Source organism: Mesorhizobium sp. M0048 (assembly GCF_040323405.1).
Classification (GTDB): domain Bacteria; phylum Pseudomonadota; class Alphaproteobacteria; order Rhizobiales; family Rhizobiaceae; genus Mesorhizobium.
The window spans coordinates 67,399-92,242 of record NZ_JAMYUV010000005.1 but is presented as its reverse complement, the minus strand read 5'-3'; the positions used below and the strand labels follow the sequence as shown (position 1 = coordinate 92,242).

Genomic DNA, 24,844 nt, shown 5'->3' with positions numbered 1-24,844 from the left:
CTCTCGCATGGTTCGGCCTGATTACCTCAGGCGTAATTGGTTTCGCGCTGGCGCTGGTCGAAAAGGCTCATGTCAAAGCCACCCAACGAAGGAGACAGACCATGACCGACCTCAACACCATTGCCGAAAACTACATCGCCGCCTGGAACGAGAGCGACGCCGCACGCAGGAAAGCCTTGCTCGAGGCGACCTTCACCGAGGACGTCGGCTACCGCGATCCGATCATGCAGGGCGACGGCCATGACGGCATCGCTGCGCTGATCGAAGGCGTGCAGCAGCGCTTTGCCGGCTTCAGGTTCTCGCTGAAAGGCAAGCCGGACGGCTTCGCCGATACCATCCGTTTCTCCTGGAATCTCGGGCCGGAAGGCGTCGAGTCCGTCATCGAAGGCACCGATATCGGCGTCATCGAAAATGGCCGGCTGAAAAGCGTCACCGGCTTTCTCGACAAGGTGCCGGCACAGTGAGGCCTTCTCGGCAGGCCACGGCGAGGGTGGGAAACCGCTCACGCCGTGGCGCTCCTGATCGCCGGGTAAAGCTGGCGGTAGCGCTGATAGGCATCTGCATAGGCACCGCCGAGGGCGGCGACCGGCTCGACCGTGGCGTCCGTCGCCGGCGCCGTGCACACGGCGCGCGGATCGGCGCCGGTCGCCGCGATCAGGCCAAGCCGGGCGGCGCCAAAGGCGGCGCCGAAATCGCCGTCGGCTGGAATATCGACTGGCAGGCCAAGCGCTGTGGCGACGGCCTTCAGCCAGTAGCGCGAACGCGAGCCGCCGCCGATCGCCGTCACCCGGGTCAGCGTCGTGCCGGCTTTGGCCAGGGCTTCGAGGCTGTCGCGGAAGGCGAAGGCGACGCCTTCGAGCACGGCCTGGGTCAGCGCCGCGCGGCCGGACTCGTGGGCAAGCCCGGTAAAGGCGCCCCGAATGACGGAATCATTGTGAGGCGTCCGCTCGCCTGACAGGTACGGCAGGAAGGAGACACCGGTCGGCGCCTGCAGCGCATCGCCGAGTTCGGCGGTCAACTCGACGGCGCCTTTTCCCGCAATTGCCGACAGCCAGTTGAGTGAATCGGTTGCCGACAGGATGACGCCCATCTGGTGCCAGGTGCCGGGCAGTGCGTGGCAGAATGTGTGCACCGCACTTTCCGGATTGGGCAGATAGGACGCGTTGGCGGCAAAAAGCACGCCCGACGTGCCGAGCGAGACGAAAGCCTGGCCGGCGCCGACCGTGCCCATGCCGCAGGCCGAGGCCGCGTTGTCGCCGGCGCCGCCGGCGATCGGGATGCCCGTCTGCATGCCCCATTTCGCAGCCAGTTCGCCGCGCAAGGCACCGGCCTTGGCCGTGCCTTCGACCAATGACGGCATCTGCCTTTCATCGAGCGACGTCGCTGCGAGCAGTTCGGAGGACCAGTCGCGTTTGCCGACGTCGAGCCACGACGTGCCAGCCGAATCCGACATTTCCGAGATATGGTCGCCGGCGAGCCAGAGCCGCAAAAAGTCCTTCGGCAGCAGGACCTTTGCCACCTTGGCAAAAACAGCCGGTTCGTTGTTTTTCACCCAGGCGAGCTTTGGCGCGGTGAAGCCGGGAAAGACGATGTTGCCGGTCAGCTTGCGAAAGCGCGGGTCGGCATCGAGTGCAGCCGCCTCGGCGTGGCTGCGTGTGTCGTTCCACAGGATGCAGGGGCGCAGCACCTGGTCGGCGGCATCGAGCAGGGTGGCGCCATGCATATGGCCGGAAAGGCCGATGCCTTTCACCGCCGCGAGCTCCTTCGCATGCGTGGACCGCAGCTCGGCGATCGCCGCTTCGCAGGCGCGAATCCAGTCGGCCGGGTTCTGCTCGGACCAGCCGGGATGCGGGCGCGACACATCGAGCGGCGCATGGCCGGAACCGACGATGCCCTGACTTGCATCGATCAGCAGCGCCTTGACGCCCGACGTGCCGAGATCGAGGCCGAGATACATGCTTCCTCCCATGTCCGTCAGGCCTGGCGGCGACGGTCTTTGTTGCTCCCCAGCCCAGTCCTGCGACACGGACGGCGAAGATATCCCGGCAATCGTGCTGCCGGAAAAACGCTCCAGTCAACACGCGAAGATTTTTTCGACACTCGAAAAAATCTGGCCGGGGCAGTTTTTAAGGCAAGATTTGATCTTGGTCAATTCGCGGCGAGAGCGATTGCGCGCCGTGAAAACAGTGCCGACAACGGGCTGTCCGGCCGTGCCAGCGCGCGTTCCGCCGCCAGCGCCCTTGCCAGCGCGCCATCACCGGAACGCAATGCCGCCTCGATCAGCGTCAGGTCGATGACGTCGCGTTGGGCGTGGCTGCCGCCGAAGCGATGGGCGATCGCCCGGATCGGCCGGATCAGGCGTATCGTCCCGGCATAATTGCCCTCGCCGAATGCCTTGATGGCGAGCGTCAGGGGATGGCCGACATCCCGGGTGAAAGCGGCGTTGTCGTCTTTGCCGCGCATCGCCTCGCGCTGCGCCTCGAGCAAGCCGCTGGCCGGCGCGTCGAGGCCGGCACCGACAAACGCCATCATTGCGTGGGCGTCGTTGAAGGCATAATGGCCGGCGCTGGCCTTGGGCAACCAGTTGGCGGCGAGCGCCGCCCAGCGGCTGCCGACATCGACGCCGCCGAGATGCAGCCGCCACAGGATCGCCGAGGCATCGACCATGTTGAGCGTCAGCGTCGAGCGCTCGCCATAGATCGGCCCGTCATAGAGCGCCAGCACCTCGTCGATTTCGCCGAGATCGTAGTGGAACAGCGCCAGGTGCCACCAATTGTGCACCTGCAGGAAACTTTCCCGCGTCCACGCTTCGGGATTGGCGCGCATCCACAGAATGCCGTCCTTTTGCCGGCTCTGCATCTCCATGACATGGGCCACCGCATGCTGGGCCCAGCCGTCGCGCGGCTGGAGATCGACCGCCGTACGGCCAAGTTTTTCGGCGCGCGCGTAATCGCCCATTTCCTCCAGGCCAAAGGCCTGCATACCGAGTATGGCGTGATAGCCCGGCATGCCGCTCTGCCAGGACGGCAGCGCGCGGCCGATGCGGTCGCGCAGCATGCGCGCGTTGCCGGTGAAGAAGTCGATCTGGTGCCCGGTCTGCAGCGCCAGCGCATCGAGCGGAAACTCGATGGCGATATCCTCCAGCACGCGGGCGGCCTCGTGCCAGCGTCCCTCCGCAAGGTGGCCAAGGGCGGCGACATGCGCCTGCTCACGTGTCGTCGCGGCAAGCGGCAGCGCCGCCTCGTGACATGCCTTGGCCACCGCCGTCGCCTCACGCTCGGTGGCGAGGCCAAAGAGATAACCCTTGAACACCTGCGCCATGACGAAGCCGGGATCGTCGGCGATTGCCCGGTCAATGGAGCCGACCGGATCGCCGATGAAGCACTGCAATTCGCGCACGGCCTGGCTGTAGGACGAAAACCCGGCCTCCGTCGCGCCAGACAGTGTCAGGCCGAATGCATCCCTGACCGCCATGGCGTGTCCTCAGTTGCCCGATCGCATCGCCACCGTGGCGATGCCTGCGCCGACCAGCAGCGTGCCGCCGGTGCGGTTGAAGATGCGGATCGCCTTTGGATTGCGCACGACGTTGCGCGCCCTTGCGGCGATCAGCGCATAACCGACGGCGTTGGCGAAGGCGAGCGTCAGGAAGGTCGTCTCGAAGATCAGCATCTGTGTCCAGAAATCCGCGTGCCGGTCGAGGAACTGCGGCAGGAAGGCGACGAAGAAGGTGATGCTTTTCGGATTGAGCGCAGTAACCAGCCAGGCATGCGCCGCCATTTTCGCCGATGACACCGCATCGGTGCGCGGTTCGGCCCGGAGCGCGCCGCCGGCGCGAAACAGCTTGATACCGAGATAGATCAGATAGCCGGCGCCGATCACCTTCAGCACCGCAAATACGGTGGCCGACGCCGCCAGCAGCGCGCCGATGCCCAGCATCGACAGTGTCATCGCGGTGAAGTCGCCGAGCGCCACGCCGACTGCCATCGGCAGCGCGGTGCGCCAGCCTTGGCCAAGTGCATAGGAAACCACCAGCAGGATGGTCGGGCCAGGAATGACCAGAAGGACCGCCGAGGCAGCGGCAAACGCGGCCCAGTTTTCGAAGGACATTTTCTTCTCCTTGAGCTCAAAGAAGAGGATAAATCCTTGACCTCGCGCAGATGTAAAGAGGCAAGAATCGAAAAAGCCCCTCGTTAACGCCAGGCGGCTGGCCTTCACGCTTTTTCAACCATGATTGGTGAAAATGCCTGCTATCCGGCCGGACCGTGTTTCCCGCCGACAGCGTAGGGTTTGGGTAAATGCGTGAGTTGCCGCACGGTCTGTCGCTGCCGCATAATGGCGACGCAATCGAAACCGAACTACAGCTTTCCCGCCGCACGGTGCTGTCCGGCGCCGGCGCGCTAGCGCTGCTCGGCGTCACAGGCTGCAGCCAGACGCTGGATCTGCCGTCGCTCCAGCTCGACGACGTCACCACCGGCTCGATCCGGCCCGTCCGTCCGAGCATCAGCGTCGACAAGAACATCACCAGCCCCGACGTGATGTACGCTTCGCTTACCGACGGTGGCTTCAACGTGCCGGAGGTGCCCTATCTCAAGATCAAGCCGGAGTTTCGCCGCCAGATCGTCGTCGATCCGACCGGCGAGCAGCCCGGCACCATCGTCGTTCACTCGCAGGAACGGCTGCTCTATCTGGTGCAGCCCGGCGGCGAGGCGATCCGTTACGGCGTCGGTATAGGCAAGGACGGATTCCGCTGGTCCGGCCGCGCCAACATCCAGTACGGCAAGGAATGGCCGGTCTGGACCCCGCCGCCCGAGATGATCGCCCGCAGGCCGGAACTAGTGAAGTGGCAAGGCGGACAGCCGGGCGGCCTCGACAATCCGCTCGGCGCGCGTGCCCTCTACATCTATCAGAACGGCAGCGACACCGGTTATCGCATCCACGGCTCGCCCGAATGGTGGAGCATCGGCCAGGCGATGTCGTCGGGCTGCGTGCGCCTGATCAACCAGGACATCATCGATCTCTACAGCCGCGTCTCCAAGAAAAACCCGGTCGTCGTCGTCTGAACGGCGGCTTCGCCTTCAGCGATCACTCTGCCGTTGCGCGATGCCGCAAGACAGGCGAAAGTGCCTGCGATTTCATCGCCCGGGAGACGTGAACAATGGCCGGAACTTTTGTCATCGCGCAAGGCGGCGGCCCGACCGCCGTCATCAACCAGACCGTGGTGGGTGCTGCGCTCGAAATCCGCAAGCGGCATCCCGGCGCCAAGGTGCTTGGTTCCATCCACGGCGTGCGCGGAATTCGTGACGGCAATTACGTCGATCTTTCCGCCATCCCCGAGGACCGCCTGCGGCTGATCGCGGCGACACCGAGCGCCGCGCTCGGTTCGACGCGCGACAAGCCGGATGCCGCCTATTGCGACCTCATCCTCAGCGGCTTGAAGAAAGCCGGCGCCGATGCCTTCATCTATATCGGCGGCAACGACACCTCGGGCACGCAGCAGATCCTCACCGACGCCGCCGGCGGCAAGATCGCCTTCGTTCACGCGCCGAAAACCATCGACAACGATCTCGAGGAGAACGACCATACGCCCGGCTTCATGTCGGCGGCCGAGTTCGTCGCCGGCGCGTTTCTTTCGGTCGATCTCGATTTCCGCGCTTTGCCGGGCATTTATGTCGGCATCGTCATGGGGCGGCATGCCGGTTTCCTGACGGCCGCATCCGCGGCCTGGCAGCTCGACCAGGACAGCGGCCCGCATCTCGTCTACGTGCCGGAGCGGCCGTTCTCGGCGGCCGGTTTCATCGACGACGTGCGCGCCACGCTCGACCGCCACAAGCGCTGCATCGTTGCCGTCTCCGAAGGCGTCAGCACCGCCGACGGCAAGGCGCTGGTCGAAAGCCTGGTGCCGCCGGAAAGGCTGGAGCGCGACCAGCACGGCAACGTCAAGCTGTCGGGCAGCGACCTGCCGGCAGCCTTGGAGCGCGCGCTCGCCGAAGGATTGCCGGGCAAGCGGGCGCGCGTCGATGCGCTCGGCTATATGCCGCGCGGCTATGTCGGCGCCATCAGCGCGGTGGACGCGCAGGAGGCCTTCGATGCCGGTGCCTTCGCCGTCACCGTGGCCGACGAGGGCGGCGGTTCGGTGGCGCTGCAATATGACGGCAAAAAAACCGTACTGAAGAAGGTGCCGCTGAAGAACGTCGCCGGCAAGACGCGCCATATGCCGGATGATTTCATGCTGCCCGACGTCAACCGGCTGTCCGATGCGGGCATGGCCTATCTGAAGCGGCTGGTTCCGCGAAAGTACAAGGTCGGCAAGCCGTTCGTCTGATGCCGGCCTTGATCTGATGGACAGCTGGTTCAGCAAAACCATCGTCGACGCCAAGACGATGATGCTGACCGAGCCCTTCGTGCATGATTTCATGCGCGCCAACATCTGGCATGTGCGCGGCCGCGATGTCGACCTGCTGGTCGACACCGGCATGGGGATCTGCCCGCTGGCGCCGCAGATCGACACGCCGGCCGGCAAGCCGCTGCTCGTCGTCGCCACGCATATCCATCTCGATCATGTCGGCTCGCTGCACGAGTTTCCGTTGCGGGCAGGTCCGCGCCACAGCGCCACGCAGTTCGACAGCATGGACGAAGCGGTGACCTACGCCTACATGTTCCATGATCTGGAAGGCGCCGTCTCCAGACTGCCGGCAAAGGGCTGGAAAGCGGCCGATTACAGGATTCCACCGGCGCCGCTGGACCGGACCCTGGACGAGGGCGATAGGATCGACCTCGGCGACCGGCAATTCCGCGTCCTGCACCTGCCCGGCCACTCTCCGGATTCGATCGCGCTGTTCGATGAGGCAGACGGCCTGTTCTTCGCCGGCGACGCCATCTATGACGCCACACTGATCGACGACCTGCCGGATTCCGATCGTGCCGCCTACCGCCGCACCATGCAGCGACTGCTCGACCTGCCGATCCGGATCGGTCATGGCGGCCATGGACCGAGCTTCGACGGCAGGCGGATGCGCGAGATCGCCTCGGCGTATCTCAGGCGAACGGACGGGACAGCGGCATAGAAGCCTTGGCGGGGCAGTGAGGGGGGCCTGAAGCTATTTGGCTTGGGTAGCTATTTTGTTCTTGCTTTGTGCCGGCAGCTATGCTAGTAATTTGGGTATGGTGCTGATTTGCCCCAACGACCCGCCGCAAGGCGGGTTTTTGTTTTCGGGTTTCGGCGCCAGCCCGGCACGGCGGTTGCCAGCCGAAAATTAAATCTTCGTAACATTATCTGGAAACCATGATCGGCGCCCTAGATGCGGGGCTGTCGATCCGGTCGGCTGCCTGACAGGCGAGACAGGCAAGGCCGACGACCGACGCGCCGATGAATTGTTCCGGTGACGGAACGTTAGGGCGCTTCACCAATCTCTCGCCCGGACAACGGCCATGTCACCAATTCAGACCCTTCGCAGACATCGCGTCGCCGCTCTGCTGGGCGCAGCGTTGATCGTCAGCCCTTTCGCCCTGCCTCTCGCTCCCAGGCTGAATGATGTCCTGGCGGCAACGGTCACCCCTCCCGTCACCGGCATGACGGCGCCGAGCGGCTCGTTCGCGCCGGTCGTGGCGGCCGATAAGCCGGCGGTGGTGACAATCACGACGGTCATGAAAGTACAACAGCCCGACACCATGAGCGACGCCTCTCCCTTTGGCGGAACCTCCCCTTTCGACGACTATTTCCGCCATTTCTTCGGTGACCAGGGATTGCCCGCTCCCAAAACACCGCCGGAACAGGCGCCGCGCACCGAGGCGCTCGGTTCAGGCTTCATCGTCGCCAGCGACGGCACCATCGTCACCAACAATCACGTTGTCGATGGCGCCCAATCGATCAAGGTGACGCTCGACGACGGCACCGAGCTTCCCGCCAAATTGATCGGCCATGACGCCAAGAACGATCTTGCCGTGCTCAAGGTCAAAGCCGGCAAGCCCTTGCCGACCGTCAGATGGGGTGATTCCGACAAGCTCATGCCGGGTGACCAGGTGCTCGCCTTCGGCAATCCGTTCGGCCTTGGCACCACGGTCACGGCCGGCATCGTCTCGGCGCGCGGCCGCGACCTGCACAGCGGGCCGTTTGACGACTTCATCCAGATCGACGCACCGATCAACCGGGGCAATTCCGGCGGCCCGCTGACGGATGTGAACGGCAATGTCGTCGGCATCAACACGGCGATCTTTTCGCCGAATGGCGGCAGCGTCGGCGTCGGCTTCGCCATCCCCTCGGACCAGGCGCAAAAGGTCGTCGCCAAGCTGATGAAGGGCGGCTCCATCCAGTACGGCTACCTCGGCGTCCAGATCCAGCCGGTGACGCCTGATATGGCGACCGCCATCGGCCTCGATCACCCCGCCGGCGTGCTCGTCGCGCAGGTCAGCGACGGATCGCCGGCCGCCAAGGCCGGCATCGAGACCGGCGACGTCATCACCAGCTTCGCCGATCGCGACATAAAGGACCCAAGGGACCTGTCGCGCGCCGTCGCCGACGTTGCGCCCGGCACAAGGGAAACCCTCAATGTCTGGCGCAAGGGCCAAAGCCTGCAGATCTCGGTCGAGATCGGGCGCAACGAAGACGACATGGCAACGGGATCGGTGACCGGCGATCAAGGTCAGCCGTCGACGGAGCAGGGCCTCCGTGCACCGGCGCTCGGTCTCCGCCTGATGGATGTCACCCCGGATGTACGCCAGGCAATGAACCTGGCAGGCAACCAGCACGGCGCACTGGTCGAGCGCGTCGACCCGAACAAGGCGGCATCGGCTTCCGGCATCCAGCCCGGCGATATCATCGTCGCCGTCGACCAGCATCCGGTGAGAAGCGCCAGGCAGGCTAACCAGGCGATCGTGCAGGCTGCCAAATCCGGCAAGAAATCGGTGCTGCTGCTTGTCCAGCGCGGCGACGCCCAGATGTTTGTCGCCGTCCCCTTCGCCAGTGGCTGAGGCAGGCGCCGCGCTGCCAAGATCGATGGAGGGGCATTGCCGGCCGAGCCAAGATTTCGGTTGCCCGCGCGCGCGTCTTCGAGAAAACTGACAAAGGTCGATTGGACCTTGCGCAAACGGATATTCTTGATGGCTACCCGAGGCTTCTCTTCCGGACGAAAGCCGCCGACGGATACGGGTGCACGTATCCCGCCGGGGCAATATCTCGAGCACGGTTTCCCGGTCCTGTCGGCCGGCCCGACGCCGCATGTGCGCACCGAGGATTGGTCGTTCACGCTTAAGCACGGGCCGCGGCCGATCAAGAAGTGGAACTGGGCCGAGTTCAACGCGCTGCCCCTGACCAAGATGACGCGCGACATCCATTGCGTCACCGCATGGACCAAGTTCGACACGGCGTGGCAGGGCGTGCTGGTCGACGACATCCTTGCCGACGCCGGCATCGAGCCGCCCACCGCCTTCACGCTGGCGTTGGGTTTCGACGGCTATTCCACCAACGTGCCGACGAAGGATCTCACCGGCGGCAAGGCGATGGTGGCGCTGCTTTACGAGGGCAAGCCGATCACCCCCGACCATGGCGGCCCGGCGCGGCTGCTCGTTCCGCATCTCTATTTCTGGAAATCGGCCAAATGGCTGAACGGGCTGCAGTTCACCGAGCGTGACGAGCCGGGTTTCTGGGAGTTGCGAGGCTATCATATCTATGGCGACCCGTGGCGCGAGCAGCGCTACACGAACGATCCATGAGCGACGCACCGGCGGCGCAGTCGCCCTGGCAGATAGTGACCATCACCCGCATCCAAAAGCGCACGCCGCGCGTCACCAGCTTTTTCCTGCAGCCGTCGCGGCCCTTCGCCTACCGTGCCGGACAGCATGTAGATGTCAGGCTGACGGCGCCTGACGGTTATCAGGCGCGGCGCTCCTACTCCATCGCCTCGGCACCGGAGACCGGCGAGACCATCGAGCTGGCGATTGAAAAACTCGAGGACGGGGAGGTCTCGCCGTTCTTTCACGAGATCGCGGCGGTGGGCGACGAGTTCGAATTGCGCGGGCCGCTCGGCGGCCATTTCGTCTGGTCCGACGGCGATGGCGGACCGCTCCTGCTCGTCGGCGGTGGGTCGGGCGTGGTGCCGTTGATGTCGATGGTCCGTCACCGGGCGATGCGGGGGTCGCTGGTTGCCGCCGCCCTGGTGGTTTCGGCGCGGGTCTGGGACGAGGTGATCTTTCGCGATGAGCTGATCGACCTCGCCGAGCGCCGGGATGGCTTCGACCTGGTGCTGACGCTGACGCGCGAGCCGGCCCGCCGTCCGGCGGATTATGCGCGGCGGGTCGACGCCGCGATGATGGTGCAAGCCATGACCAGGTTGCCCGCGCCGCCGAAGCTGGCCTTTGTCTGCGGCTCGAACGCATTCGTGACGGCCGCCGCCGAGGCACTGATCGATGCCGGGGTGCCTGCGGCTCTCATCCGCACCGAACGCTACGGGGTCTGACCCGGTTCTGCTTGCCCGGTTGCTGCCTTTGCCGGCCGGCCTAAACGGGCCGAAAACCGGCAGAACGGCGAGGCCGCGCTTGGCTGAAATGGTTAACGATTCGACAAACAACCCCGGCTGCGACTTTTATCGGTTTAAAAAATCGAACCGAACGGTTCGTTTCTGTTGACAATGCGTGCAGGACGCTGTGAACGCTGCCTTCCAACTCCCCTTGCAGTCAGACCGAGGCGATGGGCTATCTTGTTGACATTAAACGGTAAAAATGTGGCGGAGGGAGTCCGTGGCACAATTTCAAGGTGTAGATTCTTGGTCCACACCAAACAACTTCGTGATTGGAAACTGGCCATTGGCTTTCCCACATCGGGGCGGTCCGAACGACGCGAACTCCTCCCAAGACACGCCGCTAGACGGACTGAGACTAAGATACTGGAGTACTAAAAATGAAAAAGATCGCTCTTGCCGCCGTCGCCGTTTTGGCCATCACCGGCAGCGCCTTCGCCGGCAGCGACAATTATGGTTCCAATGGTGCGAACCAGCCTGCCGCCTCGGGCGACAGCTCGTACACGGCTTCCATTCAGAAGCCGGCTGATGCTGACAAGCAGCCTGTCCAGGGCGCCGACCGGAACCTCTTCGGCAACAACTAACAGCCGATCCCAGCATCAGGGCGGCGGGCATATCCGCCGCCCGGGATCTGAAAAAATTCAGGAGTATTGAAATGAAAAAGATCTTTCTTGCCGCCGTCGCCGTTTTGGCCATCACCGGCAGCGCTTTCGCCGGCAGCGACAATTATGGTTCCAACGGAGCCAACCAGCCGGCTGTCGCGGTCGACAGCTCGTACACGGCCTCCCTCAAGAAGTCGGATCAGGCTGAAAAGCAGCCGGTCGGCCAGGGCGCCGATCGCAACCTCTTCGGCAACAACTAACAGCCGATCCCACCATCAAGGCGGGCGGGCATGCCCGCCGCTTTGATCCGAAATCCAGGAGTATCCAAATGAAAAAGATTGTTCTTACTGCCGCCGCTCTCTTGATTGCCGCCGGCGGCGCCTATGCCCAAAACGACAATGTTGGCGGGAGCGACATCAATAAGCAGTCGACCGTCAATGTCGACAAGACGCAGACGTATTCGGTGCGTGACAGCAACTCGCCGATCTACAAGTTGCTGAATTCGTCTGGCGATGTGCCCAAGTCCGCGCCTCAGGGCGCCGACCGCAACCTCTTCGGCAACAACTAACAGCCGAACCGGAATTCCAGATAAGAGCGGCGGGCCAGGCCCGCCGCTCTTGTCTTTTGCGTGGCGGAAAAACGCCTGCCTCAAGCCGCCTTTGCTTCTGCTTCATGGAGCGCGAAGGAGTGTCCGTCCGCGTCGAAAATATGCAGGTCGCCGGCATCCGCCGTCAGCCGCATCGACGCCCCGCGCTTGACCTCGACATTGCCCGGCAGCTTGGTCACCAGCGGCAGGTCGGCGCGGCCGATGTCGACATAGACGAGTTGGACCTCGCCGAGTTGCTCGACATAGTCGACCGTCCCTTCGAACAAATAGTCGGCGCCGGCTGCGATCATCAGATCCTCCGGCCGCACCCCGAAGCTCACCGCAGCGCCTTTCGCCGAGGCAGGCGTTGCGATCGGCACCGTTGCCTTGCGGCCGCCGACATGGCTGACGACCGTCGGGTTGCCGGTCCTGTCGATCGTCGCCGGCAGGATGTTCATCGCCGGCGAGCCGATGAACTGGGCGACGAACAGGTTGCCGGGCCGCTTGTAGAGCTCCATCGGCGTGCCGACCTGTTCGATATGGCCTTCCTTCAGCACCACGATGCGGTCGGCCAGCGTCATGGCCTCGACCTGGTCGTGGGTGACATAGATCATCGTTGTGGCCGGCATCGATTCCTTGAGCTTGGCGATCTCGATGCGAGTGGCGACGCGCAGCGCCGCATCGAGGTTGGATAGCGGCTCGTCGAACAAGAAGACCTTGGGATTGCGCACGATGGCGCGGCCGATGGCGACACGCTGGCGCTGGCCGCCCGACATCGCCTTGGGCAGGCGGTCGAGATATTTGGTCAGCTGCAGGATCTCGGCCGCCTGGCGCACCCGCTTGTCGATCTCGGCCTTGCTTTCCTTGCCGATCTTCATCGAGAACGCCATGTTGTCGTAGACGGTCATGTGCGGATAGAGCGCATAGGACTGGAACACCATCGCGATGCCGCGCTTTGACGGCGGCACGTCGTTGACAATCTCGCCGTCGATCTTGAGCTCGCCCGAGGTGATCTCCTCCAGCCCGGCGATGCAGCGCAGCAAGGTGGACTTGCCGCAACCAGACGGACCGACGAAGACGATGAATTCGCCCGACTTTATGTCGAGGTCGACGCCGTGCAGAATGTTGAGATTGCCATATGATTTCCTCACTTGCCTTAGCGTGACATCGGCCATGGTACTCTCCAGTTCTTCCTTGAATTCAGTCGATACGCCCGAACCAGGCGCCGTAGCCGCCGAGGCGGATAGTGCCGGCGCCAGTCTGTCCCGAAAACCCGTGTCCCGGCAAGGGCTGCAGTGAGCGGCCGTCAAGATCGACCTCGGCCGGCTTTGCGCCGAGATTGAAGGCGCAGACGATCTGCTCGTTGCCTTCGCGGCGTGTGAAGGCGACGGTGTCGCCCTCGCTTTCGATGAACTCGATATCGCCCTTGGCCAGTGCCGGATGAGCACGGCGGAAAGCCAGGAAGCGCCGGTAGTGCTCGAGCAGCGAGCCGTCGTTGCCTTGCTGCACATTGACCGCTTGCGCAAGGTGCTTGGCCGGCACCGGCAGCCAGGGCTTTGCCGTCGAGAAGCCGCCATTGCGGGCAGCGCCGTCCCAAACCATTGGCGTGCGGCAGCCGTCGCGGCCCTTGAATTCCGGCCAGAAGCGGATGCCGTACGGGTCCTGCAGATCCTCGAAGCTGAGTTCGGCCTCGCTGAGCCCGAGCTCCTCGCCCTGATAGATGCAGACCGAGCCGCGCAACGACATCAGCAGCGCCGAGATGACCCTGAGGTACGCGGTCGGGTCCGGCTCGCCGGCTGCCCAGCGCGAGGCAGGGCGCATCACGTCATGGTTGGAGAAGGCCCAGCACGACCAGCCATCGCTGGCCACCTTGCCGAAGGTTTCCAGCACCGAGCGCACCTTTGCCGCGCTGATCTTCTCCGGCGCCAGGAAGTCGAAGGAGTAACACATATGGACGCGCTTGCCGCCGGCCGTATAGGCCGCCACGACTTCCAGCCCACGCTGCGAATCGCCGACTTCGCCAACCGCGGCCGTGGCCGGATATTCGTCGAGCAAGGCGCGGAAGCGTTCGAGGAAGCCGAGGTTTTCAGGCCGGCTCTTGTCGTAGAGATGGTCTTGGTAGTTGTAGGGGTTGACGGCCGGCGCCGTCTGGTCGTTGCGCTGCTCGGGCGGCAGCGGCGGATTGTCTTCCAGGCCTTGGCTGTGGAAGTAGAAATTGATGGTATCGAGGCGGAAACCATCGACGCCGCGCTCCAGCCAGAAGCGGGTGACATCGAGCAGCGCGTCCTGGACCGCGCGGCTGTGGAAATTGAGGTCGGGCTGCTCGGCCAGGAAATTATGCAGGTAATATTGCTGGCGGCTGGTGTCCCACTGCCAGGCCGAGCCGCCGAAGATCGAGAGCCAGTTGTTGGGCGGCGTGCCGTCCGGCTTGGCGTCCGCCCAAACATACCAGTCGGCTTTTGGATTGCTTCGGCTGGAGCGGCTCTCCTTGAACCAGGGATGGACGTCGGCGGTGTGCGAGAGCACCTCGTCGATCATCACCTTGAGGCCAAGCCGGTGCGCCTCGGCGGTGAGCGCGTCGAAGTCGGCGAGCGTGCCGAACATCGGATCGACGTCGCAATAATCCGACACGTCGTAGCCAAAGTCCTTCATCGGCGATTTGAAGAACGGCGAGATCCAGATGGCGTCGACGCCGAGCGAGGCGATGTAGGGCAGCCGGCCGATGATGCCCCTGAGGTCGCCGATGCCGTCGCTGTTCGAATCCTGATAGCTGCGCGGATAGATCTGGTAGATCACGGCACCTCGCCACCAGTCGCGATCGATAGCAAGATCGGGCTTCGGAGTGGCCTTCAAAGCGGATTGCATGATCTCAACCTCCTTTCACCGAGCCGGCAAGCAGCCCGCGGACGAAATAGCGCTGCAGCGAGAAGAACACGATCAGCGGCACGATGATGGTAACGAAGGCCGATGTCGTCAGGATCTCCCAGTCGCCGCCGCGCGAGCCGAGCAACGCATTGAGCTTGGCGGTCAGCACGATCTGGTCGCCCTCGGTACCAAGGAAAACCATTGCCACCAGCAGATCGTTCCACACCCAGAGAAACTGGAAGATGGCGAACGAGGCCAGCACCGGGAACGACAATGGCAGCACGATCTTGACGAAGATCTCGAAATCGCTGGCGCCGTCGATGCGCGCCGATTCCATGATCTCGCGTGGCAGGCCGGCAATATAACTCCTCAACAGATAGATGGCGAAGGGCAGGCCGAAGCCGGTATGCGCCAGCCAGATGCCGAGATAGGTCTTCGACGGCACTCCGAAGAAGCTGCCGACGCCGTTGTAGAGCTTCAGCAGCGGGATCAGCGACATCTGCAGCGGCACGACCAGGAGGCCGATGATGACGGCGATGAGCAGAGCCCGGCCAGGAAAGCGCATCCAGGCCAGCGCGTAGGCTGCGAACGCGGCGATCAGGATCGGGATGACGGTGGCCGGAATGGTGACGGTCAGCGAGTTCATGAAGGAGCGGCCGATGCCTTCCGAAAACAGCACCGTGTCGTAATTATCGGTGGTGAATTTCGGCGGCGCCGAGGAGGCGTAATAGACGCGCTGGCCGCGTTCGCCTTCGAAAGCCTTCGGCGAGGTCATGACGAAACTGCCGTCGGCATTGAGCTGCAGGGTCACGCCGTCGCCGAGATCGGCTGTCGTGCCGGCGGGATATTGCGTCGGCGCTGCCGACTTGATGCCGAAGGCGCTGATGTTGCGGGCAGGGCCGTCGCCGAAGATATTGCCTTGCAGAACGAACTTGCCGTCCTTCTCGACCTGCGCCGAGGCGGGCGGCAGCCGTCCGGCTTCCGTCTGGCTGGAACTGGTGAACGAGTTCCACCAGCCCGAAGCGATGATCTGGTCCTTGTCGCGCAGCGACGAGACCAGAATGCCGAGCGTCGGGATCGTCCAGATCGCAACGAAGATGAAGACGGCGATATGGACGCCGAAACGGCTGACAAAGGACTTTCCGGTCGCCACGGCCATCTCAATGTCCCTCCGTCTCTTTGTTCGCCTGGCGGATGTTCCAGACCATGATCGGAATGACCGCTATCATGATGATGATGGCGATGGTGGCGCCGCGGCCGAAATCGCCGCCGCCGCGGAACATCCAGTCGAACATCAGATTGGCCAGCACCTGGCTGTTCCACTGGCCGTTGGTCATGGTCAGCACGATGTCGAAAACCTTCAGCACCAGGATGGTGATGGTGGTCCAGACGACGGCGATGGTGCCCCAGATCTGCGGCACCATGATCTTCCAGAAGATCTGGAAGGGGTTGGCGCCGTCGATCACGGCGGCTTCCAGCGTCTCTTCCGGAATGCCGCGCAAGGCCGACGACAGGATGACCATGGCAAAGCCGGTCTGGATCCAGATCAGGATGACCATCAGGAAGAAGTTGTTCCAGAACGGCAGCGATATCCAGACCTGCGGCTGGCCGCCGAAATACTGGATGATGGCGTTGAGCAGGCCGATCTGTGTCTGGCCCTCGCCGCGATACTCGTAGATGAATTTCCAGATGACGCTGGCGCCGACGAAGGAGATGGCGAGCGGCAGGAAGATCAGGCTCTTGGCGATGGTGCCCCACCAGATCTTGTCGGTGAGCACGGCGATGATCAGGCCGAGGAAGGTGCAGGCGGCTGGCACCACCGCCAGCCACATGATGTTGTTGAGGATCGAATTGCGGAACTCACGGTCGCCGAACGCCCATTGATAGTTGGCCAGGCCGACGAAATGGGCGCCGCCGCGATCGAGGAACGACAGCCTCAGCGTCTCCACGACCGGGTAGATCAGGTAGATAGTGAGGATGATCATCGCCGGGCCGACGAACAGCCAGGGCCGGATCACCCCCTGCCAGCGCAGATTGTCGATCGCCGCCTTGCCGGAAACGCCGCGTGCCGGAAAGATCGTGTCGAGTGCCTTGTTGGCACCCCAGAAATAGGCGACGCAGCCGCCCACGCCGATGATGATGACGAATATCGCCGAAAAAATCTGAGCCGCCATGGGTCCCTCCCCCTGCGCACGGATCCGCCAGTCGAGAATGGCTTTGGCGACGGGATCATGCGCCGATTCAGTTGTCTGGAGCGCGACCAGCCGAAAAGCAGGTCACTGGGCGCGCGTCATGCCGGAATGCGTCGTGCTCACGACAATCGACGCGACGCCAGGCACCGAAGAAGGTCCGGGCCGTTTGAGGCCCGGACCGCATCACATGGGACTCGAGCCGGCCGCTTACTTGATCGCGTCCCAGCTTTTCTGGATGTCGGTGGCGACGTCCTGGGCGGACTTGCCACCGACCAGGTCGATCATGCCGGTCCAGAACGCGCCGGCGCCGATCTTGCCCGGCATCAGGTCGGACCCATCGAAGCGGAAGGTCGAGGCGTTGGCCAGGATCTCGCCCTGCTTCTTCAGCGCGTCGCTGGCATAGGCGTCCTTGTTGACCGACTTGAACGGCGTCACGAAGCCGCCCTGTGCCATCCAGATCTCATGAGCGAGCGGCAGCTTCAGGAATTCGATGAAGGCGCGGGCACTCTTGCTATCTTTGGTGATCATGGCCAGCGTGCCGGCGCCGAGCACCGGAGTGCCGAGCTCGGGCTTGGAGGCGTAGGGCGGGTAATAGAAGAAGTCGGCATCCTCGCCGATCTTGGTGCCTTGCGGGAAGAAGGTCGGGATGAACGATGCCTGGTGGTGCAGATAGCATTTCGGCGGCACCGAGAAGAGGCCCTTCGGGCTGTCGCGGAAATCGGTCGCCGCAACCGCCTTGGCGCCACCCTCGACCATCTTGTCGTCGGTCGCGATCTTGCCGAAAATGTCGATGGCGTTGACCACGGCCGGATCGTTGAACGGAATTTCGTTCTTCACCCATTTGTCGTAGGTCTCGGGCGTCTGGGTGCGCAGCATGATGTCTTCGACCCAGTCGGTCGCCGGCCAGCCAGTGGCGCCGCCCGAACCAAGCCCGATGCACCATGGCGTGCCGCCGTCGGCGATGATCTTCTTTTCGAGCTCGGCAAGCTCTTCCTGCGTCTTCGGCACCTTGTAGCCGGCTTCCTCGAAATTGTCCGGCGAGTACCAGACCAGCGATTTCACGTCGGCCTTATAAGGAAAGGCGAAGAAGCCGGGCTTGCCGTCCTTGTCCTTGAAGGTGCCGAGGTCGACCCAGGATTGGCCGGCGCCGTAATTGTCCTTGACCCAGTTGGCCGTGTCGTCGCCGAGCGGCGTCAATAGGCCCTTCGATGCCAGATCCTGGATCAGGCCCGGCTGCGGCAGCACGGCGATGTTGGGCGGGCTGCCAGCCTGCGTGTCGATGACGATCTGCTGCTCGTAATTCTCCGACGAGGAATACTTGATCTCGGCGCCGGTGGCTTCGGAGAAATAATCGAGAACGGTGCGGATAAGCCCTTCGTCCTCGCCGCGCCACGGCCCGAAGATTGTCAGTGTCTCGCCCTTGAGGTCGACCTTCTTGAGCTCTTCGTAGTTGGCCCAGTTGAAACGGGGATCTTCGCCCGGCTTGAATTTCAGTTCGGCTTGCGCGGGCATGGCCAGGGCGAGCGTGGCAAACGCAGCGCCCAGCAGAAGCATTTTTTTCATCGGTATTCCCTCCCAGTGGTGACAAACACCGAACGAAACCTCCATTCCGTCCGCCGGCGCCGCAGGACTGTGACTCAGTCGGAAAGGAACTGCAACCTTTCGTGGAGTCTTCCAAAGCGCTTTGGTCATTTTTGATCTCGCCACTGAATTGACCGCGAGTCAATAGGAAGCCAGGCTAATCGATTTAATTTTTCCGGCCGGGTGCTGGCAAAAGTGCGCTGCAGCACAGTTTTCTGGCGGTGCAGCAGCAAATTCGGCTTCAAACCGGTCCGAACCGTGCGTATGGTCACTGCGCTCGGCAACGCGGTTCGTAGGGCCAGATCGTTTCAGATTAAAAGCGCTTTGAGGTTTGGAGGCCTCCGGTGAACCTCAAGCAGCTCTCCCACATGCTGGCGCTTTCGCAGACAACGGTGAGCCGCGCATTGAACGGCTACCCGGAAGTCAACGAGGAAACGCGCCGGCGGGTGGTCGATGCCGCCAAGCGTCATGGCTATCGCCCCAATCCGAGCGCCCGCCGGCTGGCGACCGGCAAGACCGGCATGATCGGCTATGTGCTGCCGACGGGAGCGACCGTCGATATCGACCCGCATTTCGTCGAGTTCCTGTCCGGCCTCGGCGACTATGCGCGTTCGCACGAGCTCGACCTGGTGCTGTCACCGGCCGATGCCGACGACCAGGAGACGACCTACCGCCGCATTGTCGCCAACCGGCAGGTCGACGCGGTCTATATCTCCTCGCCGAGGCCGGCCGACCGGCGGGTGGCGCTCGTCAACACCCTCGGCATTCCCTTCATCGTCCATGGCCGCAGCGAAGGCTTCGATTTCGACTACCCCTTCACCGACATCGACAATGAGGGCGCCTTCCACGAGGCGGCGCGGCTTCTCGTCCAGCTCGGTCACAGGCGTCTGGCGCTTATCAATGGCGACGATCGCGAAACCTTCGCCATACATCGCGAGCGCGGCGTGCGGCGCGCGCTTGCGGCAAGCGGCCTGGTGCTTCGTGATCAGCATGTCTGTTCCCTGACAATGACCGAGGAGAACGGCTATCGCGCCGCCAGGCGTCTGCTGGAACAAAGCGACGCGCCGACGGCGATCGCCTGCTCCAGCCTGATCATGGCGCTCGGCGTGGTGCGCGCGGTGCGCGATCTCGGCCTGACCATTCCGGGCGACCTGTCGCTGATCGCCCATGACGACGTCTTTCCCTGGCTGAAGCCGGAAAATTTTTCGGTGCCGCTGTCGACGACGCGTTCGTCGATCCGCCTGGCCGGCGCACGCATCGCCGAACGGCTGGCGGCGCGGATTTCCGGCTTGGAGGAGGGCGCTCGCGGCGAGGTCTGGCCGGTCGACCTGGTGGTCAGGGGATCGGTCGCCGGCGCACCGGCCTAGGGATCAAAACTCAATTACCCTGAGCGACCGAGTTCGAGCCCATATCGGTCATTTGAGGTAACCGGCCGATTGAGTTTTGCCCCCAATATCTGATGCCCAACATTATGCAGCGGCTTCGGGAGAACGGCATGACGCCGACCGGGCGGCCATCCGGAATGCCGAAGCGCACCAGCGTGTTGCCGAGCAGCCGCCTTGGCGCAGTCGGCGTCGGCAGCACGTCCCCGGTTCAGGCAGTCGATCTCCGCCTGGGTGAGGTTAGGATCGTTGGTTTGTGCGACGGCAGACGTGGCGAAGATTGTAATCGTCGCCGTCAATCGAACGACCGCCTTAGCCGCCATCAGCCGGTTTCCTTCCCTCCAGGGCAGCTTCGGTGAAAGGCTGGGCGGCAATAAGGCCAAGCAGTTTCTGATAGTCGGCGGCGGTCTTGGCCGGAACGCCGAGCCGGAAAACGCCGTCGGCGGTGGGCCCGCCGGCGATCGTCAACTGGTTCTTGTCGAGAAAAGCGACGATGTCGGACAGCTTCGCATCCGGTTTGAACTTCACAAGGGCAAACGGCATTTTGGCCAGATCGTCGTCCGATCCGGCAATCTCGAAATCGCCATCTTTGTTGCCGGTCTGCACAAAGGATTGCGTGACGACCAGGGCCAGCAGCACCGCGGCCGCGGCCCAGGCGATGCCGGCGGGCACCGCCATGAAGCGGCTCCAGGCCTGCGCCAGCCAGGACGATGCCGCCGGCCCGCGGGCGGGGCCGGCCTCGGCATCGAGCGCCTTGGCAAAGCGGCTGAGCGCATCGGCAGGCGGGCGGATTGCCTCGTTTGCGGCAGCGGTGCCGGAGAATTCGGCCTCGGCCTCGCCTAGTGCGGCCATCGCCGCCGGATCGCTTGCCAGCCATTCCTCGATGGCTTCGAGCTCGGTGCCCTCCAGCGAGCCGTTCAGATAAAACGGCAGCAGCATTTCCATTTCGTCGCGGCGCGACATCTTTTCAGCGGCGCTCATGGCCACCCCCTGTCGTAACCGGCGGCCTTGAGGGCTTCGCCGAGTTCCTTGCGGGCGAAGAACATCCTGGTCTTGACCTGGCGACCGGGATGCCGAGTACCTCGCCGATCTCGCTCACCGATTGCCCGTGATAATAGGCAAGGTCGATCACCGTACGGTGCTCTTCCGGTATGGCATCGATGAAGCGTCGCGAGGCAGCGGCCTTGTCTTCTTTCATCGTCACGACTTCCGGCGTGTCGGCGCCGTCGGCGACCTGGGCCGCGTCATCGTCGTCGATCCAGTCTTCCTTCTTCTTGCGCAGCAGGGACAGCGCCTTGAAGCGGGCTATGCCGAGCAGCCATGTCGAGACCTCCGAGCGGCCCTCGAAGGCCGGCGCCTGCCGCCAGAGTTCAAGGAATACCTCGTTCGCAATATCGTCGGCCATCAGTTCCGATCCCGTCTGGCGTGCCGCGAAGCGGTAGACCCGCGCGTGGTGGCGCATGAACAGGAGCCGCACGGCGGCACGGTCGCCCTTCGCGACCCGCTCGACGAGCGCGCGATCGGTCTCCGCGGCAGTCATCGCCGGTCGAGCCGCCTGGCTCCTGCCTGCTCTGTCGCTGATCGGCCCAAAAAGGTTCACCGCAGCCGCCCGTATATTTGCGGAGGCTAACTGAAGAGCGGGAGCGTCGCCAGAGGGAGAAGAGGGCGCGCGCTCAACTCAGGAACGGCTTTGCCTTCATCGTCGCCGGCGCCGGCACGCCGAGGCGCGCAAGCACTGTCGGCGCGAGTTGCAGCTGATCGAGCAGCGTATTGGCCTCCGGGCCTTCGCCGGATCCGAAGTAATAAAGTGCGAAATCCTGCATCTCTTCGTCGTGGCCACCGTGATGGCCGCGATCGGTCTGGCCATGATCGGCTGTGACGATCACCTCGTAGCCGGCCTCCCGCCAGCGCGGCAGGAAGCCGGCGAGCATGGCGTCTATTGCATAGACGGCATGATCCATCTCGCGGCAGTCATGGCCGAACCGGTGGCCGATCGAGTCCAGCGTGCAGCTGTGCAGGATGCCGTAGTCGATGCCGTAGCGCCTGGTCAGCAGGGTCAACGTCGCGAACAGGTCGACGTCGCTCGGCGTCATCTGGTTGCTGGCGTTGTAGCCGGTCATGGTGTGGAACCGGCCATGGCTGATCGGCCTGCCCGGCTGGTCGAACTCTATGTCCTCAACCAGGTCGAACGGATAGGCTCGGAAGAACTCGGACCAGTAGGAATGGGTGACCGCACCCGTCTTGCCGCCGGCCCTACTGACTTCGGAAAAAATGTCCGGCTGTTCGACGCGAAACCGGTTCTCGTTGGACAGGATGCCGTGCACTTGAGGCGGCACGCCGGTGTGGATCGAGGCATAGCAGGATGCCGAGGTCGACGGCAGCACGGAGCGCATCTTCCACACGCGCGCGTCGCCGGATTGCACCCAGCCTTCGAGATTGCCCATCAGCCGTCGCCAGTTCCGGTAAGGCACGCCGTCTAGGATGATGAGCAGAAGTTTTGTGTTGAGCGCCAAGGGCGCCTCCATGCGGCTTGATCGGAAAAGTCAGGGCGGGCCTGCCGTTCAATCCACGCCCGGACAGGATCGTCGGGCACAAGGGGCAGCCGGCTAGTTCCCCGCGCTGGCCATGCGCCGTCCCTTGATCGCTTTCTCTAACCAGCCAATCTCCATTTCGGGCACCGACGACAGCAAAAGGTCTGTGTAGGCGTCGAACGGCGGCGTCAGAACCTTGCTCTTGGGGCCGTAGCGCACCACCTCGCCGCGATACATCACCGCGATCGAATCGGCGATCGACTTCACTGTTGCGAGATCATGAGTGATGAACAGATAAGCGACGTTTTCCTCTTTCTGCAGCTCGAGCAACAGCTCCAGTATGCCGTGGGCGACCAACGGGTCGAGCGCCGATGTCACCTCGTCGCAGATGATGAGCTTCGGCTTGGCGGCGAGCGAACGAGCGATGCAGACGCGCTGCTTCTGGCCGCCCGAAAGCTCGGCCGGATAGCGGTCGACATAGCCTTTACCCATTTCGATCTTGTCGAGCAGTTCGGCGACCCGTTTGTCGCGCTCGCGCCCGCGCATCCCAAAATAGAATTCCAGCGGCCGGCCGATGATGGTGCCGACCGTCTGGCGCGGATTCATCGCTACATCGGCCATCTGGTAGATCATCTGCAGCTGGCGCAGATCCTCCTTCGGCCGGTCGGCAAGCCGGTTGGCGAGTGGCCGTCCGTCGAAGGTGACGGTGCCTTGTTCGGGCGGCAGGAGGCCGGTGATGGCGCGCGCCAGCGTCGATTTGCCGGAGCCGGACTCGCCGACCACCGCCAGCGTCTGGCCCGGGAAAATGTCGACCGAGACGTTCTTCAGCACCTTGATGTGGCTGCGGCCATAGGTGGCGGTGATGTTCTTGACCGACAGGAACGGGCTCGGGCCGGGCTTCTGCTCCTGATGTTCGATCTCATGCACCGAAACCAGCGCGTTGGTGTATTCCTGGCGCGGCTCCTTGATGATCTGGCGCGTGCCGCCCCATTCGACCAGCCGGCCGTGGCGCAGCACCATGATCTCGTCCGAGACCTGGGCGACGACGGCAAGGTCATGGGTGATGTAGAGTGCCGCCACATGCGTGTCGCGGATGGCATCCTTGATCGCCGCTAACACGTCGATCTGCGTCGTCACGTCGAGCGCCGTGGTCGGCTCGTCGAAGACGATCAGGTCGGGTTCCGAGCACAGCGCCATTGCCGTCATCACGCGCTGCAGCTGACCGCCCGACACCTGGTGGGGGAAGCGCTCGCCGATGCTTTCGGGGTTCGGCAGGCTGAGCTTCTTGAACAGCGCCACGGCGCGCTTTTCGGCTTCGGCCCGCGTCGCCGTACCGTGCAGGAGTGCTGCCTCGACCACCTGGTCCATCAGCCTGTGCGCCGGATTGAAGGCCGCTGCCGCCGATTGCGCGACATAGCAGACCTCGCGGCCGCGCAATTTGCGGAACCCTTCGTTGCCGCCCTTCAGGATGTCGCGGCCATTGAGGATGACCTCGCCGCCGGTGATGCGCACGCCGCCGCGGCCGTAACCCATCGACGACAGGCCGATGGTCGATTTGCCGGCGCCGGACTCGCCGATCAATCCGAGCACCTTGCCCTTTTCGAGCGTCAGCGAGACATCGTGCACCAGCACGATGTTCTTCGGCGCCTCGCCCGGCGGATATACCGTGGCCTCGATGCGCAGATTGCGGATGTCGAGCAGCACGCCGGACTTCGGTTGCCCGGGCTTCGGTTGCCCGGGCTTCGGTTGCTTGTCGGCCATTACCCGCGTCCTCCCTTCAGGCTTGTCGTGCGGTTGAGCACCCAGTCGGCGACGAGATTGACGGAAATTGCCAGCGCTGCGATCGCCGCCGCCGGAATGAGGGCGGCGCCTATGCCGAAGACGATGCCATCCTTGTTTTCCTTGACCATGCCGCCCCAATCGGCGTCCGGCGGCTGCACGCCAAGACCGAGGAAGGACAGCGTCGACAGGAACAGCACGGCATAGATGAAGCGCAGGCCGAGTTCCGAAACCAGCGGCGACAGCGCGTTGGGCAGGATTTCGCGAAAGATGATCCAGCCGCTGCCTTCGCCGCGCAATTTGGCCGCCTCGACGTAATCCATGACGTTGATGTCAACGGCGACCGCCCTCGACAGGCGGTAGACGCGGGTCGAGTCGAGAACGCCCATGACCAGGATCAGCGTCACCAGATTGGATGGCAGCACCGACAGCACGACAAGGGCCATGATCAGCGTCGGGATCGACATTAGGAGATCGACGAGACGCGACAGCAGCGTGTCGAACCAGCCACCGAAAACCGCTGCCGAGAAGCCGAGGATGGCGCCGAGCGAGAACGACAGCGCCGTCGCCAGCACCGCGATGAACAGAGTGATGCGGGCGCCATAGATCATGCGCGACAACAGATCGCGGCCGAGATTGTCGGTGCCCAGCCAATGCGCCGCCGACATTGGCTCCCAAGGGACGTCGCTGACGATCTCGGCATTGCCGTGCGGCGCGATCCACGGCGCAAAGATCGCCGCCAACACAAACAGCGCCGTCAACACCAGTCCGACCAGCGCCGGGATGGGAATGCGTTTGATGACGAGCATACCCGA

At 63.6% G+C, this 24,844-nt stretch carries 23 protein-coding genes and 1 pseudogene; 11 read left to right on the top strand and 13 right to left on the bottom strand.

Features of this window, described 5'->3' with window-relative positions:
* Positions 1-101 precede the first annotated feature (101 nt).
* Positions 102-464, top strand: a complete 363-nt coding sequence (locus NKJ84_RS07290) for a nuclear transport factor 2 family protein (protein ID WP_352505928.1) — start codon at positions 102-104, stop codon at positions 462-464.
* A gap of 38 nt (positions 465-502) precedes the next feature.
* Here the strand turns inward: NKJ84_RS07290 and xylB are convergent, their stop codons facing one another.
* The 3 genes from xylB to NKJ84_RS07275 all read right to left on the bottom strand — a co-directional run bounded on the left by xylB (position 503) and on the right by NKJ84_RS07275 (position 4,107).
* Complete coding sequence (gene xylB, locus NKJ84_RS07285; protein WP_352505927.1) at positions 503-1,957, bottom strand: xylulokinase; 1,455 nt, start codon at positions 1,955-1,957, stop codon at positions 503-505.
* 191 nt (positions 1,958-2,148) lie between these two features.
* A complete protein-coding gene (locus NKJ84_RS07280) occupies positions 2,149-3,474 on the bottom strand; it encodes a tetratricopeptide repeat protein (protein WP_352505926.1) in 1,326 nt (441 codons plus the stop codon).
* Positions 3,475-3,483: 9 nt separating this feature from the next.
* Positions 3,484-4,107, bottom strand: a complete 624-nt coding sequence (locus NKJ84_RS07275; RefSeq protein ID WP_352505925.1) for a LysE family translocator — start codon at positions 4,105-4,107, stop codon at positions 3,484-3,486.
* Positions 4,108-4,295: 188 nt separating this feature from the next.
* Here NKJ84_RS07275 and NKJ84_RS07270 point away from each other — a divergent pair, with 188 nt between their 5' ends.
* The 9 genes from NKJ84_RS07270 to NKJ84_RS07230 all read left to right on the top strand — a co-directional run bounded on the left by NKJ84_RS07270 (position 4,296) and on the right by NKJ84_RS07230 (position 11,681).
* A complete protein-coding gene (locus tag NKJ84_RS07270) occupies positions 4,296-5,060 on the top strand; it encodes a L,D-transpeptidase (RefSeq protein WP_352505924.1) in 765 nt (254 codons plus the stop codon).
* Between the two features lie 95 nt (positions 5,061-5,155).
* Positions 5,156-6,322 (top strand): diphosphate--fructose-6-phosphate 1-phosphotransferase, encoded by a 1,167-nt coding sequence (locus tag NKJ84_RS07265; RefSeq protein ID WP_352505923.1) that lies wholly within the window; start codon positions 5,156-5,158, stop codon positions 6,320-6,322.
* Positions 6,323-6,338: 16 nt separating this feature from the next.
* The gene (locus NKJ84_RS07260) at positions 6,339-7,064 is read left to right on the top strand and encodes an MBL fold metallo-hydrolase (RefSeq protein WP_352505922.1); all 726 of its coding nucleotides are present in this window, start codon (positions 6,339-6,341) and stop codon (positions 7,062-7,064) included.
* A gap of 364 nt (positions 7,065-7,428) precedes the next feature.
* Positions 7,429-8,967, top strand: a complete 1,539-nt coding sequence (locus NKJ84_RS07255; protein WP_352505921.1) for a DegQ family serine endoprotease — start codon at positions 7,429-7,431, stop codon at positions 8,965-8,967.
* A 129-nt stretch (positions 8,968-9,096) separates the two neighbouring features.
* Complete coding sequence (locus NKJ84_RS07250; RefSeq protein ID WP_352505920.1) at positions 9,097-9,708, top strand: molybdopterin-dependent oxidoreductase; 612 nt, start codon at positions 9,097-9,099, stop codon at positions 9,706-9,708.
* Positions 9,705-10,451: an FAD-binding oxidoreductase gene (locus NKJ84_RS07245; RefSeq protein ID WP_352480240.1), complete on the top strand. Its 747-nt coding sequence runs from the start codon at positions 9,705-9,707 to the stop codon at positions 10,449-10,451. Before NKJ84_RS07250 ends, NKJ84_RS07245 begins: the two co-directional genes overlap by 4 nt.
* 440 nt (positions 10,452-10,891) lie before the next feature.
* Entirely contained in the window at positions 10,892-11,095 is a 204-nt protein-coding gene (locus NKJ84_RS07240) for a DUF680 domain-containing protein (RefSeq protein ID WP_352480241.1), read from the top strand.
* Between the two features lie 71 nt (positions 11,096-11,166).
* Complete coding sequence (locus tag NKJ84_RS07235) at positions 11,167-11,373, top strand: DUF680 domain-containing protein (protein ID WP_254815995.1); 207 nt, start codon at positions 11,167-11,169, stop codon at positions 11,371-11,373.
* A 68-nt stretch (positions 11,374-11,441) separates the two neighbouring features.
* The gene (locus tag NKJ84_RS07230) at positions 11,442-11,681 is read left to right on the top strand and encodes a DUF680 domain-containing protein (protein WP_254815996.1); all 240 of its coding nucleotides are present in this window, start codon (positions 11,442-11,444) and stop codon (positions 11,679-11,681) included.
* Between the two features lie 80 nt (positions 11,682-11,761).
* Here NKJ84_RS07230 and NKJ84_RS07225 read toward each other — a convergent pair whose 3' ends face one another.
* The 5 genes from NKJ84_RS07225 to NKJ84_RS07205 all read right to left on the bottom strand — a co-directional run bounded on the left by NKJ84_RS07225 (position 11,762) and on the right by NKJ84_RS07205 (position 18,319).
* On the bottom strand, positions 11,762-12,874 hold the full coding sequence (locus NKJ84_RS07225) for an ABC transporter ATP-binding protein (RefSeq protein ID WP_352480043.1): 1,113 nt from the start codon (positions 12,872-12,874) through the stop codon (positions 11,762-11,764).
* 25 nt (positions 12,875-12,899) lie between these two features.
* Positions 12,900-14,564: a beta-galactosidase BglA gene (gene bglA / locus NKJ84_RS07220; protein ID WP_352505919.1), complete on the bottom strand. Its 1,665-nt coding sequence runs from the start codon at positions 14,562-14,564 to the stop codon at positions 12,900-12,902.
* 4 nt (positions 14,565-14,568) lie between these two features.
* Positions 14,569-15,723, bottom strand: coding sequence for a carbohydrate ABC transporter permease (locus NKJ84_RS07215; protein ID WP_352505918.1), 1,155 nt, complete (start codon positions 15,721-15,723; stop codon positions 14,569-14,571).
* A 1-nt stretch (position 15,724) separates the two neighbouring features.
* The gene (locus NKJ84_RS07210) at positions 15,725-16,738 is read right to left on the bottom strand and encodes a carbohydrate ABC transporter permease (RefSeq protein ID WP_352505917.1); all 1,014 of its coding nucleotides are present in this window, start codon (positions 16,736-16,738) and stop codon (positions 15,725-15,727) included.
* A 225-nt stretch (positions 16,739-16,963) separates the two neighbouring features.
* On the bottom strand, positions 16,964-18,319 hold the full coding sequence (locus NKJ84_RS07205; protein ID WP_352452249.1) for an ABC transporter substrate-binding protein: 1,356 nt from the start codon (positions 18,317-18,319) through the stop codon (positions 16,964-16,966).
* Positions 18,320-18,681: 362 nt separating this feature from the next.
* Here NKJ84_RS07205 and NKJ84_RS07200 point away from each other — a divergent pair, with 362 nt between their 5' ends.
* A complete protein-coding gene (locus NKJ84_RS07200) occupies positions 18,682-19,704 on the top strand; it encodes a substrate-binding domain-containing protein (RefSeq protein ID WP_352480048.1) in 1,023 nt (340 codons plus the stop codon).
* Between the two features lie 327 nt (positions 19,705-20,031).
* Here NKJ84_RS07200 and NKJ84_RS07195 read toward each other — a convergent pair whose 3' ends face one another.
* The 5 genes and pseudogenes from NKJ84_RS07195 to NKJ84_RS07175 all read right to left on the bottom strand — a co-directional run bounded on the left by NKJ84_RS07195 (position 20,032) and on the right by NKJ84_RS07175 (position 24,838).
* Complete coding sequence (locus NKJ84_RS07195) at positions 20,032-20,700, bottom strand: anti-sigma factor (protein WP_352505916.1); 669 nt, start codon at positions 20,698-20,700, stop codon at positions 20,032-20,034.
* Positions 20,697-21,259, bottom strand: a pseudogene (locus NKJ84_RS07190) (sigma-70 family RNA polymerase sigma factor). The gene NKJ84_RS07195 and the pseudogene NKJ84_RS07190 overlap by 4 nt, the downstream one beginning before the upstream one ends.
* Before the next feature lie 133 nt (positions 21,260-21,392).
* Positions 21,393-22,232, bottom strand: a complete 840-nt coding sequence (locus NKJ84_RS07185; protein ID WP_352505915.1) for an alkaline phosphatase family protein — start codon at positions 22,230-22,232, stop codon at positions 21,393-21,395.
* A 93-nt stretch (positions 22,233-22,325) separates the two neighbouring features.
* Positions 22,326-24,011, bottom strand: a complete 1,686-nt coding sequence (locus NKJ84_RS07180) for an ABC transporter ATP-binding protein (protein WP_352505914.1) — start codon at positions 24,009-24,011, stop codon at positions 22,326-22,328.
* Positions 24,011-24,838 (bottom strand): ABC transporter permease, encoded by an 828-nt coding sequence (locus tag NKJ84_RS07175; RefSeq protein WP_254816006.1) that lies wholly within the window; start codon positions 24,836-24,838, stop codon positions 24,011-24,013. The genes NKJ84_RS07180 and NKJ84_RS07175 overlap by 1 nt, the downstream gene beginning before the upstream one ends.
* Positions 24,839-24,844: the final 6 nt, after the last annotated feature.

Excerpts from the sequence above, each read along its gene's own strand:
- NKJ84_RS07290 (WP_352505928.1), top strand. The coding sequence starts at position 102 with ATGACCGACCTCAACACCATTGCCGAAAACTACATCGCCGCCTGGAAC.
- xylB (WP_352505927.1), bottom strand. The coding sequence starts at position 1,957 with ATGTATCTCGGCCTCGATCTCGGCACGTCGGGCGTCAAGGCGCTGCTG.
- NKJ84_RS07280 (WP_352505926.1), bottom strand. The coding sequence starts at position 3,474 with ATGGCGGTCAGGGATGCATTCGGCCTGACACTGTCTGGCGCGACGGAG.
- NKJ84_RS07275 (WP_352505925.1), bottom strand. The coding sequence starts at position 4,107 with ATGTCCTTCGAAAACTGGGCCGCGTTTGCCGCTGCCTCGGCGGTCCTT.
- NKJ84_RS07270 (WP_352505924.1), top strand. The coding sequence starts at position 4,296 with ATGCGTGAGTTGCCGCACGGTCTGTCGCTGCCGCATAATGGCGACGCA.
- NKJ84_RS07265 (WP_352505923.1), top strand. The coding sequence starts at position 5,156 with ATGGCCGGAACTTTTGTCATCGCGCAAGGCGGCGGCCCGACCGCCGTC.
- NKJ84_RS07260 (WP_352505922.1), top strand. The coding sequence starts at position 6,339 with ATGGACAGCTGGTTCAGCAAAACCATCGTCGACGCCAAGACGATGATG.
- NKJ84_RS07255 (WP_352505921.1), top strand. The coding sequence starts at position 7,429 with ATGTCACCAATTCAGACCCTTCGCAGACATCGCGTCGCCGCTCTGCTG.
- NKJ84_RS07250 (WP_352505920.1), top strand. The coding sequence starts at position 9,097 with ATGGCTACCCGAGGCTTCTCTTCCGGACGAAAGCCGCCGACGGATACG.
- NKJ84_RS07245 (WP_352480240.1), top strand. The coding sequence starts at position 9,705 with ATGAGCGACGCACCGGCGGCGCAGTCGCCCTGGCAGATAGTGACCATC.
- NKJ84_RS07240 (WP_352480241.1), top strand. The coding sequence starts at position 10,892 with ATGAAAAAGATCGCTCTTGCCGCCGTCGCCGTTTTGGCCATCACCGGC.
- NKJ84_RS07235 (WP_254815995.1), top strand. The coding sequence starts at position 11,167 with ATGAAAAAGATCTTTCTTGCCGCCGTCGCCGTTTTGGCCATCACCGGC.
- NKJ84_RS07230 (WP_254815996.1), top strand. The coding sequence starts at position 11,442 with ATGAAAAAGATTGTTCTTACTGCCGCCGCTCTCTTGATTGCCGCCGGC.
- NKJ84_RS07225 (WP_352480043.1), bottom strand. The coding sequence starts at position 12,874 with ATGGCCGATGTCACGCTAAGGCAAGTGAGGAAATCATATGGCAATCTC.
- bglA (WP_352505919.1), bottom strand. The coding sequence starts at position 14,564 with ATGCAATCCGCTTTGAAGGCCACTCCGAAGCCCGATCTTGCTATCGAT.
- NKJ84_RS07215 (WP_352505918.1), bottom strand. The coding sequence starts at position 15,723 with ATGGCCGTGGCGACCGGAAAGTCCTTTGTCAGCCGTTTCGGCGTCCAT.
- NKJ84_RS07210 (WP_352505917.1), bottom strand. The coding sequence starts at position 16,738 with ATGGCGGCTCAGATTTTTTCGGCGATATTCGTCATCATCATCGGCGTG.
- NKJ84_RS07205 (WP_352452249.1), bottom strand. The coding sequence starts at position 18,319 with ATGAAAAAAATGCTTCTGCTGGGCGCTGCGTTTGCCACGCTCGCCCTG.
- NKJ84_RS07195 (WP_352505916.1), bottom strand. The coding sequence starts at position 20,700 with ATGAGCGCCGCTGAAAAGATGTCGCGCCGCGACGAAATGGAAATGCTG.
- NKJ84_RS07180 (WP_352505914.1), bottom strand. The coding sequence starts at position 24,011 with ATGGCCGACAAGCAACCGAAGCCCGGGCAACCGAAGCCCGGGCAACCG.
- NKJ84_RS07175 (WP_254816006.1), bottom strand. The coding sequence starts at position 24,838 with ATGCTCGTCATCAAACGCATTCCCATCCCGGCGCTGGTCGGACTGGTG.